Origin of the sequence: Endozoicomonas atrinae (assembly GCF_001647025.1) — a bacterium.
GTDB classification, from domain to species: domain Bacteria; phylum Pseudomonadota; class Gammaproteobacteria; order Pseudomonadales; family Endozoicomonadaceae; genus Endozoicomonas; species Endozoicomonas atrinae.
In genome coordinates, this window is sequence record NZ_LUKQ02000030.1 from 1 (window position 1) to 16,863 (window position 16,863).

Annotated in this window: 16 protein-coding genes; 11 read left to right on the forward strand and 5 right to left on the reverse strand. The window is 44.7% G+C overall.

The window, feature by feature from the left end:
* Positions 1 to 130 precede the first annotated feature (130 nt).
* The 8 genes from AK963_RS06235 to AK963_RS06260 all read left to right on the forward strand — a co-directional run bounded on the left by AK963_RS06235 (position 131) and on the right by AK963_RS06260 (position 8,984).
* Positions 131 to 826 carry an NAD(P)-dependent oxidoreductase gene (locus AK963_RS06235; RefSeq protein WP_238593654.1) on the forward strand — a complete coding sequence of 232 codons (696 nt, stop codon included), beginning with the start codon at positions 131 to 133 and terminating at the stop codon, positions 824 to 826.
* Positions 827 to 982: 156 nt separating this feature from the next.
* Positions 983 to 1,144, forward strand: a complete 162-nt coding sequence (locus tag AK963_RS33130; protein WP_175404452.1) for a hypothetical protein — start codon at positions 983 to 985, stop codon at positions 1,142 to 1,144.
* 179 nt (positions 1,145 to 1,323) lie between these two features.
* On the forward strand, positions 1,324 to 2,037 hold the full coding sequence (locus AK963_RS06240) for a TerC/Alx family metal homeostasis membrane protein (RefSeq protein WP_274520499.1): 714 nt from the start codon (positions 1,324 to 1,326) through the stop codon (positions 2,035 to 2,037).
* A gap of 4 nt (positions 2,038 to 2,041) precedes the next feature.
* The gene (locus tag AK963_RS36565; RefSeq protein WP_274520500.1) at positions 2,042 to 2,320 is read left to right on the forward strand and encodes a TerC family protein; all 279 of its coding nucleotides are present in this window, start codon (positions 2,042 to 2,044) and stop codon (positions 2,318 to 2,320) included.
* 486 nt (positions 2,321 to 2,806) lie between these two features.
* Positions 2,807 to 5,713 carry a hypothetical protein gene (locus tag AK963_RS06245; RefSeq protein WP_139117273.1) on the forward strand — a complete coding sequence of 969 codons (2,907 nt, stop codon included), beginning with the start codon at positions 2,807 to 2,809 and terminating at the stop codon, positions 5,711 to 5,713.
* 397 nt (positions 5,714 to 6,110) lie between these two features.
* Complete coding sequence (locus AK963_RS06250; RefSeq protein WP_083232498.1) at positions 6,111 to 6,554, forward strand: cupin domain-containing protein; 444 nt, start codon at positions 6,111 to 6,113, stop codon at positions 6,552 to 6,554.
* An 85-nt stretch (positions 6,555 to 6,639) separates the two neighbouring features.
* Positions 6,640 to 7,500 carry a PA4780 family RIO1-like protein kinase gene (locus AK963_RS06255; RefSeq protein WP_066014606.1) on the forward strand — a complete coding sequence of 287 codons (861 nt, stop codon included), beginning with the start codon at positions 6,640 to 6,642 and terminating at the stop codon, positions 7,498 to 7,500.
* A 617-nt stretch (positions 7,501 to 8,117) separates the two neighbouring features.
* Positions 8,118 to 8,984, forward strand: coding sequence for a hypothetical protein (locus tag AK963_RS06260; protein WP_066014607.1), 867 nt, complete (start codon positions 8,118 to 8,120; stop codon positions 8,982 to 8,984).
* Between the two features lie 126 nt (positions 8,985 to 9,110).
* Here the strand turns inward: AK963_RS06260 and egtD are convergent, their stop codons facing one another.
* The gene (gene egtD, locus AK963_RS06265; RefSeq protein WP_066014608.1) at positions 9,111 to 10,082 is read right to left on the reverse strand and encodes an L-histidine N(alpha)-methyltransferase; all 972 of its coding nucleotides are present in this window, start codon (positions 10,080 to 10,082) and stop codon (positions 9,111 to 9,113) included.
* A gap of 66 nt (positions 10,083 to 10,148) precedes the next feature.
* Positions 10,149 to 11,483 carry an ergothioneine biosynthesis protein EgtB gene (gene egtB / locus AK963_RS06270; protein WP_083232499.1) on the reverse strand — a complete coding sequence of 445 codons (1,335 nt, stop codon included), beginning with the start codon at positions 11,481 to 11,483 and terminating at the stop codon, positions 10,149 to 10,151.
* Between the two features lie 257 nt (positions 11,484 to 11,740).
* On the opposite strand from egtB, the gene AK963_RS06275 reads away from it, so the two are divergent.
* Entirely contained in the window at positions 11,741 to 12,760 is a 1,020-nt protein-coding gene (locus AK963_RS06275) for a hypothetical protein (RefSeq protein ID WP_066014609.1), read from the forward strand.
* A gap of 112 nt (positions 12,761 to 12,872) precedes the next feature.
* Positions 12,873 to 13,145: a hypothetical protein gene (locus AK963_RS06280; RefSeq protein WP_066014610.1), complete on the forward strand. Its 273-nt coding sequence runs from the start codon at positions 12,873 to 12,875 to the stop codon at positions 13,143 to 13,145.
* Positions 13,146 to 13,186: 41 nt separating this feature from the next.
* On the opposite strand, the gene lolD is transcribed toward AK963_RS06280, so the two are convergent.
* On the reverse strand, positions 13,187 to 13,885 hold the full coding sequence (lolD, locus tag AK963_RS06285; RefSeq protein WP_066014611.1) for a lipoprotein-releasing ABC transporter ATP-binding protein LolD: 699 nt from the start codon (positions 13,883 to 13,885) through the stop codon (positions 13,187 to 13,189).
* Positions 13,878 to 15,122, reverse strand: coding sequence for a lipoprotein-releasing ABC transporter permease subunit (locus AK963_RS06290; protein WP_066014612.1), 1,245 nt, complete (start codon positions 15,120 to 15,122; stop codon positions 13,878 to 13,880). Before AK963_RS06290 ends, lolD begins: the two co-directional genes overlap by 8 nt.
* 325 nt (positions 15,123 to 15,447) lie before the next feature.
* Here AK963_RS06290 and AK963_RS06295 point away from each other — a divergent pair, with 325 nt between their 5' ends.
* Positions 15,448 to 15,789 (forward strand): hypothetical protein, encoded by a 342-nt coding sequence (locus AK963_RS06295; RefSeq protein WP_083232500.1) that lies wholly within the window; start codon positions 15,448 to 15,450, stop codon positions 15,787 to 15,789.
* A gap of 1 nt (position 15,790) precedes the next feature.
* On the opposite strand, the gene AK963_RS06300 is transcribed toward AK963_RS06295, so the two are convergent.
* Complete coding sequence (locus AK963_RS06300; RefSeq protein ID WP_066014613.1) at positions 15,791 to 16,756, reverse strand: helix-turn-helix domain-containing protein; 966 nt, start codon at positions 16,754 to 16,756, stop codon at positions 15,791 to 15,793.
* Positions 16,757 to 16,863 lie beyond the last annotated feature (107 nt).

The following is a 16,863-nucleotide window of genomic DNA, read 5'->3' on the forward strand; positions in this document are numbered from 1 at the left end:
ACTATGAAGATATTATCAATAAATGCTGTGAGGCATGGAATGAATTACTTTCTGAAGTTGGCCGATTGAAAAGTCTATGCTCCCGTTCATGGGCTGTTATTTCATAATTTAAAAATGGAATTGGTATAACGTGGACCTGAAAACCGCAGAAGCCCGTGGCATCGAAGTGAAAAACGTGGTGGGTTATGCCGGCAGCAGTGTGGCCCAGCTGGTGTTCAATGTTCTGCTGGAACTTACTACCCATGCCAGCCAATACAACCAGCGGGTTAGCACCGGTCAATGGAGTACAAGCCGTTCTTTCTGCCTGTTTGATTTCCCGATGATGGAGCTGACGGGAAAAACCATGGGACTGGTTGGCTATGGCAATCTGGCAAAATCCGTAGAACACCTTGCCAGAGCCTTTGGTATGCATGTTCTGATCGCAGAACAGAAGAATGCCACCCATATCCGTCCGGGAAGAACGCCTTTTGACCAGGTCATCAAAGAATCCGATGCGATCAGCATTCACTGCCCGCTGACGGAAGCAACCCGGGACCTGTTTTCCATGACAGAGCTCCAGCAGATGAAACCCTCTGCCATTCTGATCAATACTGCCAGGGGTGGTATCGTTAATGAAGGAGACCTCATCACGGCCCTTAATAATGGGGAAATTGCCGGGGCTGCAGTGGATGTCATCACCACAGAACCCCCACCGAAGGATTATCCTCTGATCATTAATAAACCGGACAATCTGATCATCACACCACACATTGCCTGGGCAACACTGGAAGCAAGGACTCGCCTGCTACATCAACTGGTCAGTAACATTACCGACACTCTGCTCTGAATAGCTTACCGGCATCCGCATAACTGCCTGCCAGCACAGGCGGTTATGTTATGAGCAGCTCGACTAACCATTACCCTCACCTGACAAAATAGCTATTGACTATATTCCGGGTATACCTTTAGATAGGCGCATGTTCCCGAAATGAGTTAATAACTAATGGACGTTCTGATTGGCCTGCTTACCCAAAGGCTTATAAAAACAATGTACAAAGATGACGCTTACTACCTGAATAATGATAACCGTCACCCGGATAAACAACGCGAACGACTGCTTAGAAAAAGACATCGCCGACAACAGACACTATTACCCGTGCAGTAACAGTCACTGACTGTTAATTGATTTGCATCGTTGGGGAGTAGTCACCCACCCTAAGTGGAACCATTATCGTCAGTACGGAGCAATCCCGGTAATGGTGAGCCTCACACGCTTTGACGAGACCAGCACAATACCCAATGACCAGGGTGCTTCATTGCACACGCTCTGGCAGGAGACATACCGTGCTGAACTCAACGTGGCCAATTATTGGCTTCAATATATTTGTGCTGGCCATGCTGGCTCTCGACCTTTATCTCCACAGAGATAACAAAGAAGTTTCACTTCGCCATGCCCTTGGCTGGAGTGCCTTCTGGATTGGCTGTGCAATTATTTTTAATGCGATCATCTACTTCTTCTGGGAAGCCATTAATCCAGCCAGCCTGCTGACCAATCAGGAAGCCGCTCTGGCCTTTACTACCGGATACCTGATTGAAAAGTCCCTGAGTATCGACAACCTGTTTGTCTTTGCCATGATCTTCAGTGCCTTTGCAGTACCAAGGGCTTATCAGCATAAAGTACTGTTCTATGGCGTCGTAGGCGCTCTGATCATGCGCGGCATTATGATTGTTGTGGGCAGCGCTCTGATTGCCAAATACCATTGGTTACTCTACGTGTTTGGGGTTCTGCTCATTCTGAGTGCCCTCAAAATGGCGTTCTTCAAGCCATCCCAGGATATTGGTGATAACCGTTTGATTCGATCTCTGTCCAGCCACCTGCCTATGACCGATGATTTCCGGGACGCCGCTTTCTGGGTACGTGAGAACGGTCGCCTGCTGGCAACTCCCCTGCTACTGGTAGTCATAGTAGTAGAGCTCAGTGACCTGATGTTTGCCATTGACTCTATAACCGGCCATCTTTGCCGTTACCACCGATCCCTTTCTGGTGTATACCGCTAACGTTATGGCCCTGCTGGGTTTAAGATCGCTGTTCTTTGTCCTGGAAAGCCTGATGGAGCGCTTTAAATATCTACACTTTGGACTGGCAGGCATGCTGGGTTTCGTGGGTATAAAAATGCTCCTGCTGGACACTGCCTGGGCCATACCCACACCTGTCTCCCTGATGGTGATTGCTGCTGTGCTGACCACTTCCATCGTCTGCTCGCTGTATATCCCAAAGGTTCTTCCCGCTTTAGCCTTGCCAAATATGGTTAATCCGTTGGCACAAAAGCAAAGAAGCTAGAGCCTGAGTTCTGCGCATCATGGAGCCCCTTGATGCGCCTTACAAGACTCCCATTCTGGCTCAGAAAAACTCATCAAATCGCAATAACTGGCGTTTTTATAAAAATAACATGCCTTCATGTCTTTAAAGCTCCTAAAACTCAAACAAGACAGCCAGCCATTGAACACTTCCTGTAGAAAATAAAGTCAAATCTTTACAAGCCCACGCGTTAAAATATATTCAGAAACCTGATAGGGCTGGCAGATGCAATCCGTTACTAATCTGGTTTTGAAAGCGACACTGAATACACTGTATTAAAAAAATGGATTAGACCAAGCGATATGTTTTTTCTGAAAATACATATCGTAAACACTGTCACCATAGAAAACTCAATGTACTTTAATACTGTAATCCATACAAAAAAAAGCTATTTTTTCTGCCAATCTAGCATTAGCTAAAAATTTCACATGGTTTATAATACTCAATTTAGTTGTATGGCAGTTTCTTATGAATATAGACAAAGGAGTCAGCACCCATTACAAGGCCGTGCAAGATAATCCACCTACTATCAGGGATCACAACGATTATTCAGATGAGATAGCTCATTCTAAAGGAAGAAGAGTCTACCATTCGAAACCAAGAAAGAATGTGGATACACCTTTTATTCCAAAGCAGGAAGCCCAACTCTCCGAAGCTCTATCTGCCCCCCAAAAAAAACCACGCAGGTTGCACAGGACATATACAGATGTTCAACCATTAACCAGCAAGCCTGCTCAAAATACACAGATAAGACATACGCCTTATGGTCGTATCGATGCACGGTTCAAAGAAGATATTGATTATCAGGTAGGTATACTCAAAGAAGAAGCTGAAACGTTTACTGTAGATTTTCAAACCATAGCTCCTCCCAAAGAACTCCCTATCAAAATAGTCAAAAAGTATGAACAACAAACTCAGCTGCTGGAAAAATATTCCCCTGAATTCAAATATGCCCGCTCAAAATTCCGACCAGTACTTCAGTTAGCTATTACACCTTTTTTTAACTGGGTTGATTTGAAAAGCGCACGAATACAGACAAAAGGTTGCATAAATGCGCTCAAGGAATGCCTCAGCAATACACTCTTGAGAGAAGATGACACACCATCGACGAAGCCATTTATTTCCAGAGTCAGAGAAGTATACTGCGATCTGCTTTCTGCTGAAATTCGCTACATAGAATTCAGAACCGTTATTCCCAATAGAAATGGACTCGTTTTTTACATTAACAGTGTTAAAAGAGCTATTAGGTTTTGCGAGTCATACTCCTATTGCACTCAGCGAGAGAGACAAGGATTTAGCTCAGATATTCAAAAACTTGAAAAGCTGCTCGAACAGAACCGGCCTGATAGATTAACATTACGAGGGGAATATACCTACCTTGATGGAAAGGATGCATTACAGCATAACGACCTGACCGCCTGTTCACGAATGATTTTTGATGATGACTATGAGCGTGAATTCGAGTTCTGTGAAGTCCGTAGGACCCTCGAAGATATACTGGACAATGAGTTTTCCAAAATACTTGTAAATCTAAACTCAATCAGAACCATACAGCAATTTGTTAGCCTGATTAAAACACTGGATGTTTTCTTCGATTATTTTCACGATGCATTGGAAAACCTGCCCGCGCTGAGAAGAGATATGAAAGTCATGATGACAGCCTCAGCAAGGCATATTCTCTGCGCCTGTCGAGACAGGGAGACCTGGCATCGCTATTTGGCTCGGGATACACAGGGGGTCATAGTCAGTCTCGGAAAAAGAGGCATGCTTGAAAAGGATTGCCTTGCACTCTGGAACGAAGCAAAGAAATCAAGAAAACAACCAGGACTGACGACATCTGGTGTCGCAGCAACGTACGAACATTTTAATGAAATTTTTGATAAATATCTGAAACCACAGAACCCCAGTGACAGAAACCTTGATACCGCCGCCAGAGAGCTACTGCCAATTTTACAGAATGAATCTCGATTAATACAGCGTAGTGCAAGTGGGAGTATCACCAAACGCCTTAAAACAGTAAAAACCATCATTTTTACTGAATATTTTCAGCCTGTCATCAAGGCATATCAGCGTAGCGAAAGAATACATGGAGCTCACAATTATGCAGCTATTGCAAAGGACATGGCAAAACACCGGAAAACCTGTGAAAAAAACAGCCCCTATGAGTGTATTTTACGAGAAGACCAGCGATCATTATGGCAGCTAACTGCAAGCAGAACATGGGGGTATGAACTCGGATTCATTGAAAACAAACCAGACATTGCTTACGCAGACCTCCAGCTTATTGAAGCACTCTATCTCTGCATACCGGTTCCTTCGTGCTCTCATACAAGAACCCGACTGAAAGCAGCACTTAAGACGGTTTTCCATAAAGCAGAAGAAGACCCGGTATTTTCAGCAAACTACCAGCATTATCTATGCATGTTCAGCCAATGGTTTTCTGAGTCATTACTGAATCATCCGGAAATAAAAACAAAGCGAGAATTAACAATTGGAAATAAGGTAGACCATATAATCAAGCAATGGGAGCAAAAATACAGCACGTCAACCTCCAGAGAATCTGTGGAGCAAGAAGCAGCTGCAAACTTATCTGACACTGCTGACCTGAAAGATGATGAAATAGAACAGAGCATATCAGTTGAGGCAGAAAGTACTGACTTAATTCTACAGAACAATCAACGCGACGAAATTAACAGGCCTACTCCACAGAATTTACCGGTTTCCGAAAACAAACCAGATAATTCAACAAAACAAGAAAATATTATAACAGCAGCAGAAACTATAGAAGCGGGTACTAAGCTTTTATCTGGTTCCAGTGATGTGATACAAACAGCAGCATCAACTGAACAATATAGCTGCCGCCAAATACCTTCCTTCCAGATCGCTGTATCTCAACAACTACAAGTAGCACCTCAAATGCCCTCCCCGATAACTTATATAGTTATTAACCCCCAATATATCTCCGAGTGTTTTAACTTTGTACCACAGCAAATGCTTCAACCATCCTATATTGATCATATAAACAATGGGCTATGCCAGATTCAAGCGACCAGTATTGAATACTTTCATTCAATTAACGGTGACTATTCAAAGGCTGGTTACCCCACTCAACATGTTACGTCTGCTATTGAACATGGAATACATATGCTTTCCATGGGCATGCAGTTCTATACTACATACACACAAGAACATATCTTTAAGGCTCTTAAACAAATGGTCTTAAAGCGTATGGGAGATTCTGCCCCGAAATTATTTGATGAGATTAAGTCCACATTGATCCGTGAAGGCAATATTTTGTCGTATTGGGATATCCAGTCAATCCACATAAGCCTGAATGAGATGCGATGTTTCTTAGGGTTTAAAACTGAAACTTAGTACCTATAAAAGGGACAAAGCAGCCCTAAGGAAGCTGCGAATAAGTCCCTTTTCCCAAAAACAGCATCAGTAATACCAAGGGTTTCCGAAGATGAGGGTGGACTTATTCGCACCTTTCCTAAGCACCTTGGTATGATCAGTATATTTTTTGGAACTATAGTAATAGTTAATCCACTGCCTTAATTCCGAAATAAGATCCATATTTTCGGAGAATTGTAAAAATCATTAGAATGGAAAAACAATTAAAGGACTACTCTACTATCTCTATAGACATAATGTTGCCATCTTGGCAACAAATATTGGCGACTACTAACCAAGAGTTATTAAGAAATCTAGAATTGAACCCATGTCCTGAAGCGGGTGTCTATCATTAGATGACCTCGTCAAGGAGAACCCCATGTTCAGATTTGCACTCCCCCTGATAATGGCCATTAGCACTACAACCCTCGTTGCCTGCCCTGATCATGAAAAAGAGTACGGTGGCAAACTGCAAGTTAACACCATCAAAGCCCAAGTGGTCACCGATGATAGCAGCCCCATGCGCTACCCAAAAACCAAAAAGCCAATGGTAAAAACCTTGAGAATATCAATTCCCTCTGGTGGTGAAACCGGCTGGCATTACCATCCTTACCCTGGCTACGGTTTTACCATCACAGGAACCATGGAAGTTACCCTGAAAGACGGCCAGAAAAACCACTATGAAACTGGTGAAGCCATCTATGAAGTGGTAAATACAGCCCACAATGGCCGCTGTATCAGCAAAACTCCCTGTGACCTGATTGTCACTTTTACCGGCGTGGAAAACGAGCCGGTTACCGTCATGCTGCCTGAGAAGAAATAAAGTACAGGCCTGTCATGCGCTCTCCCCAACGTTTATTACCAAAAGCGCTATTCCCTCACGGGTTCAAATAAGGTAAAAGTTCCTTATGAGAACCCCGAAACGAATCCAACCTCTGGTTGATGAAGGACTGGTGGATGAAGTACTCCGCCAGCTAATGAGTGGTAAAGAAGCCGATGTCTATGTGGTGCGCTGTGGAGATGAAATCCGCTGCGCCAAGGTATATAAGGAAGCGGCCAAGCGCAGCTTTAAAAAGGCAGTCCAGTATCAGGAAGGCCGCAAAGAGCGCAACAGCCGAAGGCAGCGCGCCATTGAGAAAGGCTCCAAATATGGCCGTAAGCAGCAGGAAGAGACCTGGCAGAGTGCCGAGGTTGATGCCCTGTTCCGTCTGGCAAGAGCTGGCGTAAGAGTCCCACAACCTTATATTTGCCTCGATGGCGTACTGTTGATGGAGCTGGTCACTGATGACGAAGGCCAGGTTGCCCCGCGCCTTGGGGAAGTGACTATGTCTGCTGAACAGGCCCGTGAAGACCATGCCACCATGATGCATTATGTGATGCTGATGCTCTGTGCTGGCCTGGTTCATGGTGACCTGTCGGAGTTCAATGTTCTGGTGGATGAGTACGGTCCGGTAATTATCGACCTGCCCCAGGCCGTGGATGCCTCGGCAAATAACCATGCCCGTTCCATGCTCGCCAGGGATATTAACAACATCACGGAATATTACGGACAGTTTGCTCCGGAACTTCTGAACAGCCAGTATGCCAAGGAGATGTGGGCACTCTATGAAGATGGAGAGCTGACACCGGAAACCGAACTGACCGGCCTGTTTGCAGAGGTGGAACAGGCAGCGGATGTTGATTCTGTGCTGGCAGAAATTAAAGCAGTTATGGCTGAAGAGCAGAAACGGCAGGAACGATTGAGAGAGTCTGATAACCCTGATGCCTGATAGGGAGTAAAATGGATTAAAAGCCCGGTGTCCCGGGCTTTCTTATCGTCGTCTGCTGATAAATTCTCGGAACTTATAAGGTCATTCTGCTAAACAAATTGGCGTTCTATTATCCACGCACTGATAAATGCTCTGGTATCATTTCCAAAATGACACAGCAAAAACCACTTTTTAGTTAAAGTTGAACTTAACTAAAATCAATTTAATTTCTTAATTATATACGTATACACTTTTATTATATAAAATAGCGAAGAATAAAAAACAACGAAAGATAATTCAAATTCCCCCACCTACTTACTAAGAGTAAACATAAGATATTCCCAGTTCATTTTTTTCTAAAAAATAGTCAAGCATCAGAGATTCAAATGCTGGATATTTTACCATTTTTTAAAAGACAAAAGGGTTTATTCACCTCTGGACGACTGAGCAATTGACTGCAATACTCAGTCAATACACTAGGGTACAGGGTGTTAAGGCAGAATGCCGATTATTTCTTTCAATGGAATCGGGATATCACTTTACAAACAACAAATAATATTGAGCAACATTAAATTCGGCCACTGTCGTATCAGAAATGGATTTTTAAATTTAATTCACTGATGCACATGAGGGTTTCTATGAACTTTAATATACCGATTTTAACAGCATGTTTTTCAACAGCAGGTGAGGCTAATAATGAAAGATATGAAAATATTGAACAGAGTAAACGTATAGGTGAAAGGTTAGCCAATCAAAAAAACCAGCAGGATGCCATTGAACCTGTTCCAGGAACAAAAACAGAGGGGTTGACGTCAACTCCTGAAAACCACTCATTAACCGTTGATAAGTCTTGCTGTCCGGATCTAAGAGCAAAATGCCACTCTGTCACAGCATGTGACGTTGTTAGGTATATCAGTATGACGGTGATAACTGCACCTGCTTTAATAGGCCCGGCCCTTCTAAAGGGAGTAGCTGACTTGGATGTTGATGTACCCGGAACCACTTCCGGCCTATTAAGTGTCGCCCTAATTATTGACATACTCATAGCCTTGAAAGTTGATAAACGACTGATTCAATACTTTACACAAAGAGCGGCAAACAATGAATCAAAGGTTGAAGATCAGGCTACATTACAGCAGCCATCAATTCCTGAAGAAATACCATTGCTCGAACGCGCTAAAAGGGAAATTGCTAGAGTGCAGCAATCGAATGAAGAGTTGCCCATATTACTGCATAATACTCAATCATATACTCCAGCTTCTATAGATGACTCCTCTCAGGCCTCAAATACTCATGAAACACAGCCTATGAAATCAGTCCGATTTGAAGCTTCACTTACCGATAATTTTTTCACTGATACCAATGACAGTGACGACAAATCAACAGACAATAAAACCGCACCACTGGCATTATCTGAAAGTTTGAATGACCTTATAGTCGGTTCAGAAGGTGATGGAGAACCTCCTGAAGACGAGGAAGCTGGATTCAAAACCACTACAGCCTGAACCTTATTGCAGTCTGCGCATTGAATACAATTAGCCATGATCTGATCAAGTTCATCAATGCCATCATAATGGATGATGGATAATCAGGTTATGGTCTCAGTGGGTTAAAAATATTCATGCACTTTTTTACAGCTCCAGATAGTTAACACTAAATAGACTCTCCTCATCTACCCAACTATTAACTACCTGAAATCCGACATTGGCCACCAACGTCGCGAATCCATCCAGTGTGTATTTATAAGAACTCTCAGTATGTATGGTTTCGTACTTATTGAAAGCAATGGTTTCTCCATCAATAGTAACCCTTTGATCACACTGACTGACCAGATGCATTTCAATACGCTGTTGACTGGTATTATAAAATGCATAATGCTCAAAATTAGCTGGATCAAAATCACCCTCAGCTAGTTGATTAATATTATTCAGCACATTCAAGTTAAACTGTGCAGTAATTCCTTTCCTGTCGTTATAGGCGGCATTCAGCAGCGACTCCGGTTTATGCAAGTCAATCCCTATTAATACCCCACCACTACCATTCAAAAACATTTTCAGATTCTCAAGGAAATCCAGGGCTTTTTCAGGCTGAAGATTGCCAAAGGTAGAGCCTGGATAGAATACCAGCCGCTTACCCTCTGGAATGCTCTCTGGTATCCAACCAGGCTGTGAAAAATCAGCACACACCGCATGAATATCGAGCCATGGAAACTGCTCTCCCAGTTTAATGGCAGATTCCAGCAAAAAATCTCCGGCAATATCCATTGGGATATAAGCTTTAGGCCGCAGGCTATCCAGCAAAATACGAACCTTTTCACTGCTGCCACTTCCTGGTTCCAGCATAATGCTTTCTGTACCACAGCAGTCCGCAATAGATCCTGCATTTTTCTTTAATAGTTTTCGCTCAGTTCGTGTCGGATAGTATTCCGGCTGCTGGGTAATTTTTTCAAATAATACCGAACCATGATGATCATAAAAAAATTTTGGATTCAGCATCTTCTGTGGACGTAGCAAACCTTCAAGAATCTCTTTTTTATCATTATTGACAGGATGATGATTTTGAAAATTAACATTATTCATCTCCATAATGGCTGATTCAGGCATAAGAGTTCCTTATAGCAACAGGTCAAAATGTATGATTGGTAGCAGAGATAGAAATGGAATGGTTTATTAATGACTTCTTGCCAGACGCAGACCAGAGAACTGCCAGCGATCACGAGGATAGAAAAAATTCCGGTAAGTTGGCCTGAGATGATCAACAGGGCTGACACAGGAGCCACCGCGCAGTACCCATTGATTGCACATGAACTTGCCATTGTACTCACCGATAGCGCCAGCACCGGCCTTAAAACCGGGGTATGGGCGATAGGCACTGGATGTCCATTGCCAGCAGCTGTCATAAAGCTGTTTTAACGGGTCGTGTGGGTCACAATCAACAGACGTAGGTTGCAGCCTGTTTTCAGAGAGAATTGTTTTCTTACCATACTGACACGCAGCAAACTCCCACTCAGCTTCCGTAGGTAACCTGCCACCGGCCCAGCAAGCATAAGCATCCGCTTCATAGCCACTCAGGTGACACACTGGCTGTTCAGGTGACCAGGGCTCCAATCCATGCAGTGTAAACTCCATTGGACAACCATTAGCTTCTATCCAGTATAACGGTTGTCGCCATTGACCCTGTTGCACCTCAGCCCAGCCATCAGATAACCAGAACTCCGGGCGCTGATACCCGCCATCTTCAATGAAAACCTGAAATTCAGCATTGGTGATCAGCCGATCTGATAACTCAAAGGGCTCGATATATACCTGATGAGCTGGGCCTTCATTATCAAAAGAGAATGATTCAGTGTCTTGGCCAGCCCCCAACTGAAACAAACCACCTTGATAGTAGACCCATTGCGCGCCCTGTGAATGACCAGCGTTACTTTGATGACTGGCATTCTTAATGGATGAGTAGCCGGGAAAGAGTGGGTTTTTCGAGAGAGAAAACTTCAGGTCTGTTAAGAAAAGCTCCTGATGTTGTTTTTCATGCTGCACACCCAGCTGTACTCGCCTAAAAACCTCTTTCCTTTTCGAGTAGTGTTCATGAACGGCTGCTTGTAGCAATGCGTCCATCGCCTGATCAACATGATGCCGATACTCCATGACTTCATTGACCGTGGGTCTTGATAACAAGCCCCGTTGAGGCCTTGGATACTGCTTGCCAATCGCATTGTAATAGGAGTTAAACAGCACTTCATAAGCGGGATGAAACACCGTGTACTCTTTAGCAAAAGGCTTCAGCAGAAAGGTTTCAAAAAACCAGCTGGTATGAGCCAGGTGCCATTTCGGGGGACTGGTAAATGCAGCTGCCTGCAAACCATAATCCTCAACTTCCAGTGGTCTGCAAAGATCAACCGACTGCTGACGAGTCTTGCAGAACTGTTCCAATAATCCATTGTCTTCAGTGGCTAAATGAATATCTGTGTCACTATTGAGACTGATTAACGCTTCCACCGAAGGCATAGGTGTTTCCTTTGTGGTACTGATAGAGCTTTATGGCAAACGTCACACGTTATCAAAAAGACCTGATGAGATTTGCCATATGCAGAAGAAGAGTGATGTTCAAAAATCCAGATGATTGTTAAGGTAAGATTATGACGATCAAAAATAGCATATAGATTGTCTAGCAGTTTCTATTAGTCGCTTTTTATCTATATGCAGCGATTTATATAAAAATAATCTTAAATATACACGCAGCCAATGATTAACAAGAAGACCCTATGCATCCTCTGTTAGCCTCTCTTATCTGTTCTATTTTGATGTTTTTACTGACGGCCTGCTCGGTACCAGGTAATGGCTCCAATGAAAGGCAGTTTGTAGTGATAAAACCTCTGTCTACTATTGACCAACCGACAAATGACCAACATTTTTCTCTCAAAATAAACTCAATATCAGGGCGCTTTTTTACCGTTCTCAGCACTACCAAAAACAGTGGTTACAGCGACTTTCAGATTGAATATGAAGGGGTCACTGTTTTTGAGGATAATGACCGGCACCTGAGCCCTGTCGCCATATGCTATGAACCCAGTTTTCAAAAGCCTGCTCTACTCTATACCGGTGTAATGGAAGGCATCGGCGTAAATTTTTTACGCATGGTCATTCCCGGTGAATCCAGGGAATCAACGGAGGCTTTTTCACTTGATGCCACTGATCTGCCCATTACATGTGTAAGAGACCAGTTCTCAGAGCTCTCTCAAATGCCTGAAAATAAATCAGCAGAGCTCTGCACTTGTGATATCAGCCGGCATTTAGAGAGTATGGAAAGAGAGCAGCAGCTCAGACAGTTTTTACCGGAACAGATCGAACTATCGTATACGCCAAAACATATCATCAGGAATGGGAAAGAACTGTCCTTCCAGAGTGCGCTTCTCCCCATAGCAGGAGATAGACTGTCATTTGAAGAGTTGCTGACAACATTACAACTTGCTGATAGCGACCTGCACATTGAGTGGACTCAAAAAGCGTCGGGAAGTTTTGTGAATATTATTACCCTGAACCGCCCTCTCTATCATCAGGCAGCATACAGCTTTGTAAGCAATGCAAAAGGAAACTGGTTTCTGCTGCAGTATATGACCGACTCTTCAAAAGGCTTTAATACCATCAAACATGTTGAAGAGAGCAAGGAGGGCTTTATTGTTGATATCTGTCTGGAATCCTGCAACTGGTGGGGACTCTATGGAGAGGTCAGGATTGATACTATCCGCCAGACGCTATCTCTGGTGGGCATGACTGACGGATAGTCAAAGCCTTGTGTAAAGAAAATATTTACCCTGGTTTTATATTCAGCCGCTAATTCATAGCAGGCCACGGACGATAAAAATAAAGCCAGCAACAACATCCAAAGGATGGACCATGATCATCAGAACTGCTACCACCATGACCCTCATTGCCGGATTAGCCATCAGCGCAGCATCGGCCATCGCTAATGAGAACAGAGTCACTGGTGGTGATAATGCATACTATATTGCCGACCATTCAGGTTCGACCTTCAGTTCTACCGACGACTTTGTGTGGTCGGAAAGCAGGTTCAAAGGCGGTGACGGTTATGACGGACCAGAAGAAGAAAGCAGCGCTTTTAAGGTTTATGTACGCCATGAAGAGAAGATAGGTGGTGATAACCAATAGTTGATCCAAGTATAAAAAAAGCCCTCTGACGAGGGCTTTTTTTATGGCACAGGAACAAGGTTCCCATCTTCCAGGCGTAATGCTCGATCCATCTGTCGGGCAAATGCCATATCATGAGTCACGACAATAAAACTGGTTGTCAGCTTTTTACTGAGGGATTTCATCAGCTCATGAATCTTGCTGGCGGTATGAGGGTCCAGGTTACCCGTTGGCTCATCCATCAGCACCAGGTCTGGCTTGGCGACCAATGCACGGGCAATAGCCACCCTCTGCCGTTCACCACCGGAAAGCTCTGCCGGCTTATGGCGGGCTCTTTTAGACAACCCCACCATACCCAGCATTTTTTCCGCTCTTATTCTTGCCTGCCGCACGGATACTTCCTTACGAAGCAGTAATGGCATGGCAACATTTTCCAGGGCGGTAAATTCTGGCAGCAAATGATGGAACTGATAAACAAAGCCCAGGTGACGGTTGCGCAATTCTCCCTGCTGCTGTTCTGATACATTCATCAACTGATGGCCACAGAGTATTACCTCACCTTGGGAAGGGTAATCCAACCCAGCCAACAGCTGAAGCAGCGTTGTTTTTCCTGAGCCTGAAGTACCGACAATCGCTACTCTTTCAGAAGGTGATACCAACAGGTCTATCCCTCTGAGCACCTCAAGCTTTTCAGGACCTTCAGAAAACTCTTTGGTCAGACTGCGGCACTCCAGGACAACACGGTTCTCAGGATTATTCATAACAAAGAGCCTCCGCTGGCTGGGTTCTTGAGGCTCGCCATGCCGGATAAAGGGTTGCCAGAAAACTCATCAGCAAACCGGATACACTGATCACCGCAACATCCTGCCACATTAGCTCCGATGGCAGGTAGCTGATAAAGTAAACATCAGGGCTCAGAAAGTGAATACCCAGCAATTTTTCCAGAGCACCGACGATTTCGGAAACATTCAGCGCCCCGGCAATCCCCAGGGCAACCCCAAGAAGCGTCCCGATAACACCAATCAGGGATCCCTGGACCATAAAAATCCCCATAATCATTTTGGGCGTCGCACCAAACGTTCTGAGGATGGCAATATCACCCTGTTTATCAGTCACCACCATCACCAGCGTGGAGACAATATTAAAAGCTGCAACAGCAACAATCAGGGTAAGAAGAAGGCCCACCATGGTCTTTTCCATTTGAATCGCCTGGAACAGGCGGCCATGGGTCCGGGTCCAGTCCTGAACGTAGTAACGCCCGGGTAAGGTAACCGCCACATCCCATGCCAGTTTGGGTGCTGCAAAAAGATCATCCATTTTGAGGCGTATACCGGTCACCCCTTCAGGAACACGCAGAAAACGGGCCAGATCTTCACGATGCGCATAAGCCAGATTGCCATCCACATCCGCACCCACAGAGAACGTACCAACGACGGTAAAACGTTTAAGGCGAGGCAGAACACCAGCAAGATTAACACTGGCTTCAGGCAGAACCATCGTTACTTTATCCCCGACAGATACACCCAGATAATTGGCCAGAATTTCACCAAGAAGAATACCAAACTCTCCAGTTTGAAGGTCTTCCAGTGCTCCCTGCTTCATATGATCAGCAATAATGGAGACTTTTCTTTCATACTCAGGGTCAATACCGTAAACCAGTGTTCCTCTCACCTGGTCACCGTTAGTCAGCATACCCTGGGCATCGACAAAAGGCGCAGCCGCGTCGATGCCTTCTTTTTCTGGAATGGTGTTTACCAGCTCCTTCCAGTCATCAATACCACCACCAGCAGCTGTAATCGTTGCATGAGGCACCATACCCAGTACCCGCTGCTTGAGCTCTCGATCAAAGCCATTCATCACTGACAGCACAATAATCAGGACAGAAACACCCAGGGTCAGCCCCACCATGGATGTTCCGGAGATGAAGGATATAAAATGATTCCTTCGCTTTGCGCGGGTATAGCGCAAACCTATAAAAAAAGGTAATGGTCTAAACATTTATTCTGCCAGTTCTGCCCGCCCCCCTTGTGCCATCGGCATGTAAAGGGCGGACTTTGCCACTCATTTCAAAAGAGCCAGTAAGGACAAGCTTGGCATTATGCCATAAAGCAGAATAAATCCCGTCGAATTTTCCTGCACTTTGCTTCTATTTATGCCAACAGCTCGGCAGGATAAGGAAAAATAGTAGCAGGAGCCATTTCAGTTCGGTCTAGTGTGGGATACAGTAGAATAATATTGAACAATCGTTTATTGATATAAATGCCATCAGCACTGACTACGTCACCATAGTGTGTATCAGTACATAAACAAGGCTAAACGCTAAATGAACAGAGCACTATTGACTCTTTTGTCAGTTACCTTTCTAAACTTTTGCATACTCTTTACAGCTGAAGTCTCGGCCAGCAGCCTTACACCAGAGTCCCCACATTCAGATGGCACGATCATAGTCCCCGTAGGCAGCCAGTCTCAGCAGTTGCGCCAATCTCTGGCTCTACCGGAACATGGTCAAACCATGGATGAGGTCAGGCAAATACTGGGCAACGCGAGCCAGACTGAAACCATTGGCGAACCCGCCATCACTCGCTGGTATTACCCAGATCAGAAATTGACCGTATATTTTGAAGGTAATCGGGTACTACGGTCAGTGGTTCATAACGCACCCTGAGTTATAAAAGCTTTTTCCTGAATTGCCCCGGCGGCATACCAAAGTAACGCTGAAAAGCCTCATAAAAACGACTGAGAGAACTGAAACCACAGGCATAGCCGATGTCGGCAATGGGGCGCTCACTGTCCATAAGCAGCAGTTGAGCTTTCTGCAGACGCTGAAACTGCAGATATTGTTTAATGGATACACCCATCACGCTGGTAAAAAGGTTAGTCGTATAATTCTTGTGCAAGCCAAGATGAGCTGCCACATCTGCCGTTGAAATAGGCCGATGCAGGTTTTCCCCTATAAAGTGAATCATGGTGGAAACGTGGTGTACACCTTTCAACCGACCACTCCCCGGATTACTGGAAGCTTGATCCGTTTCTGCCGGTGATTCCTCAAAATGATCTCCAGATGAAAAACTCTCCGGGTGATCCCACCCCTGAAAACTGATTCTTTTTAACAGCAGCGAAAGCTCACCCAGAATAATCTCCTTCAATTCCGGATGCACACTCTGAAAATCCTCATACCATCGACTCAGTCTCATGATCAGATAGTCATGATCTGGTTTTGCCAGGGCAATAGAGCCTGTCATCACCTCCTGCCTGAGTTGTTCTGTTAATGGCCACTGAAGAAACTCCGGTAAGGGGATATAGAGGTTATAGAGCATGCCTTCCCCCTGACTTCTTTCCTCAAGAGTCACCAGCCGATGCGGCATGTTGGCCCAGAAGATGGCCAGCCGGTTCTCAGGGATACGCTGCTCCCGCCCATTAACAATATAAGTAGCAGAGCACCCCAGCAGATAGTTCAACTCAACATGGCCATGAACATGACCACTGTCCATAATATAAGGTGCCCGGTTTTCGATATAAAAGATGTCCCCCTGAATATCGGAAATTGATCCAGGCATGGGTACCACACCTTCGGTTCCACAGTTTTTTTTCCTGACAGGTTGCCCGACAGACAACGGCTGCTGACTGCTCACAAATATTGACCCTTATCAAAAAGCCTCATCATGATACCTGCTGCCATCGCATAAATCTTTGTTTTCGGGAAAAACAGAGAAAAAACCGTAAAAGAAACCTACTGCAA

Coding starts and splice junctions, on each gene's coding strand:
- AK963_RS06255 (WP_066014606.1), top strand. CDS start 6,640: ATGAGAACCCCGAAACGAATCCAACCTCTGGTTGATGAAGGACTGGTG.
- lolD (WP_066014611.1), bottom strand. CDS start 13,885: ATGAATAATCCTGAGAACCGTGTTGTCCTGGAGTGCCGCAGTCTGACC.
- AK963_RS06260 (WP_066014607.1), top strand. CDS start 8,118: ATGAACTTTAATATACCGATTTTAACAGCATGTTTTTCAACAGCAGGT.
- AK963_RS33130 (WP_175404452.1), top strand. CDS start 983: ATGGACGTTCTGATTGGCCTGCTTACCCAAAGGCTTATAAAAACAATG.
- AK963_RS06275 (WP_066014609.1), top strand. CDS start 11,741: ATGCATCCTCTGTTAGCCTCTCTTATCTGTTCTATTTTGATGTTTTTA.
- egtB (WP_083232499.1), bottom strand. CDS start 11,483: ATGCCTTCGGTGGAAGCGTTAATCAGTCTCAATAGTGACACAGATATT.
- AK963_RS06245 (WP_139117273.1), top strand. CDS start 2,807: ATGAATATAGACAAAGGAGTCAGCACCCATTACAAGGCCGTGCAAGAT.
- AK963_RS06250 (WP_083232498.1), top strand. CDS start 6,111: ATGTTCAGATTTGCACTCCCCCTGATAATGGCCATTAGCACTACAACC.
- AK963_RS36565 (WP_274520500.1), top strand. CDS start 2,042: ATGGCCCTGCTGGGTTTAAGATCGCTGTTCTTTGTCCTGGAAAGCCTG.
- AK963_RS06290 (WP_066014612.1), bottom strand. CDS start 15,122: ATGTTTAGACCATTACCTTTTTTTATAGGTTTGCGCTATACCCGCGCA.
- egtD (WP_066014608.1), bottom strand. CDS start 10,082: ATGCCTGAATCAGCCATTATGGAGATGAATAATGTTAATTTTCAAAAT.
- AK963_RS06280 (WP_066014610.1), top strand. CDS start 12,873: ATGATCATCAGAACTGCTACCACCATGACCCTCATTGCCGGATTAGCC.
- AK963_RS06295 (WP_083232500.1), top strand. CDS start 15,448: ATGAACAGAGCACTATTGACTCTTTTGTCAGTTACCTTTCTAAACTTT.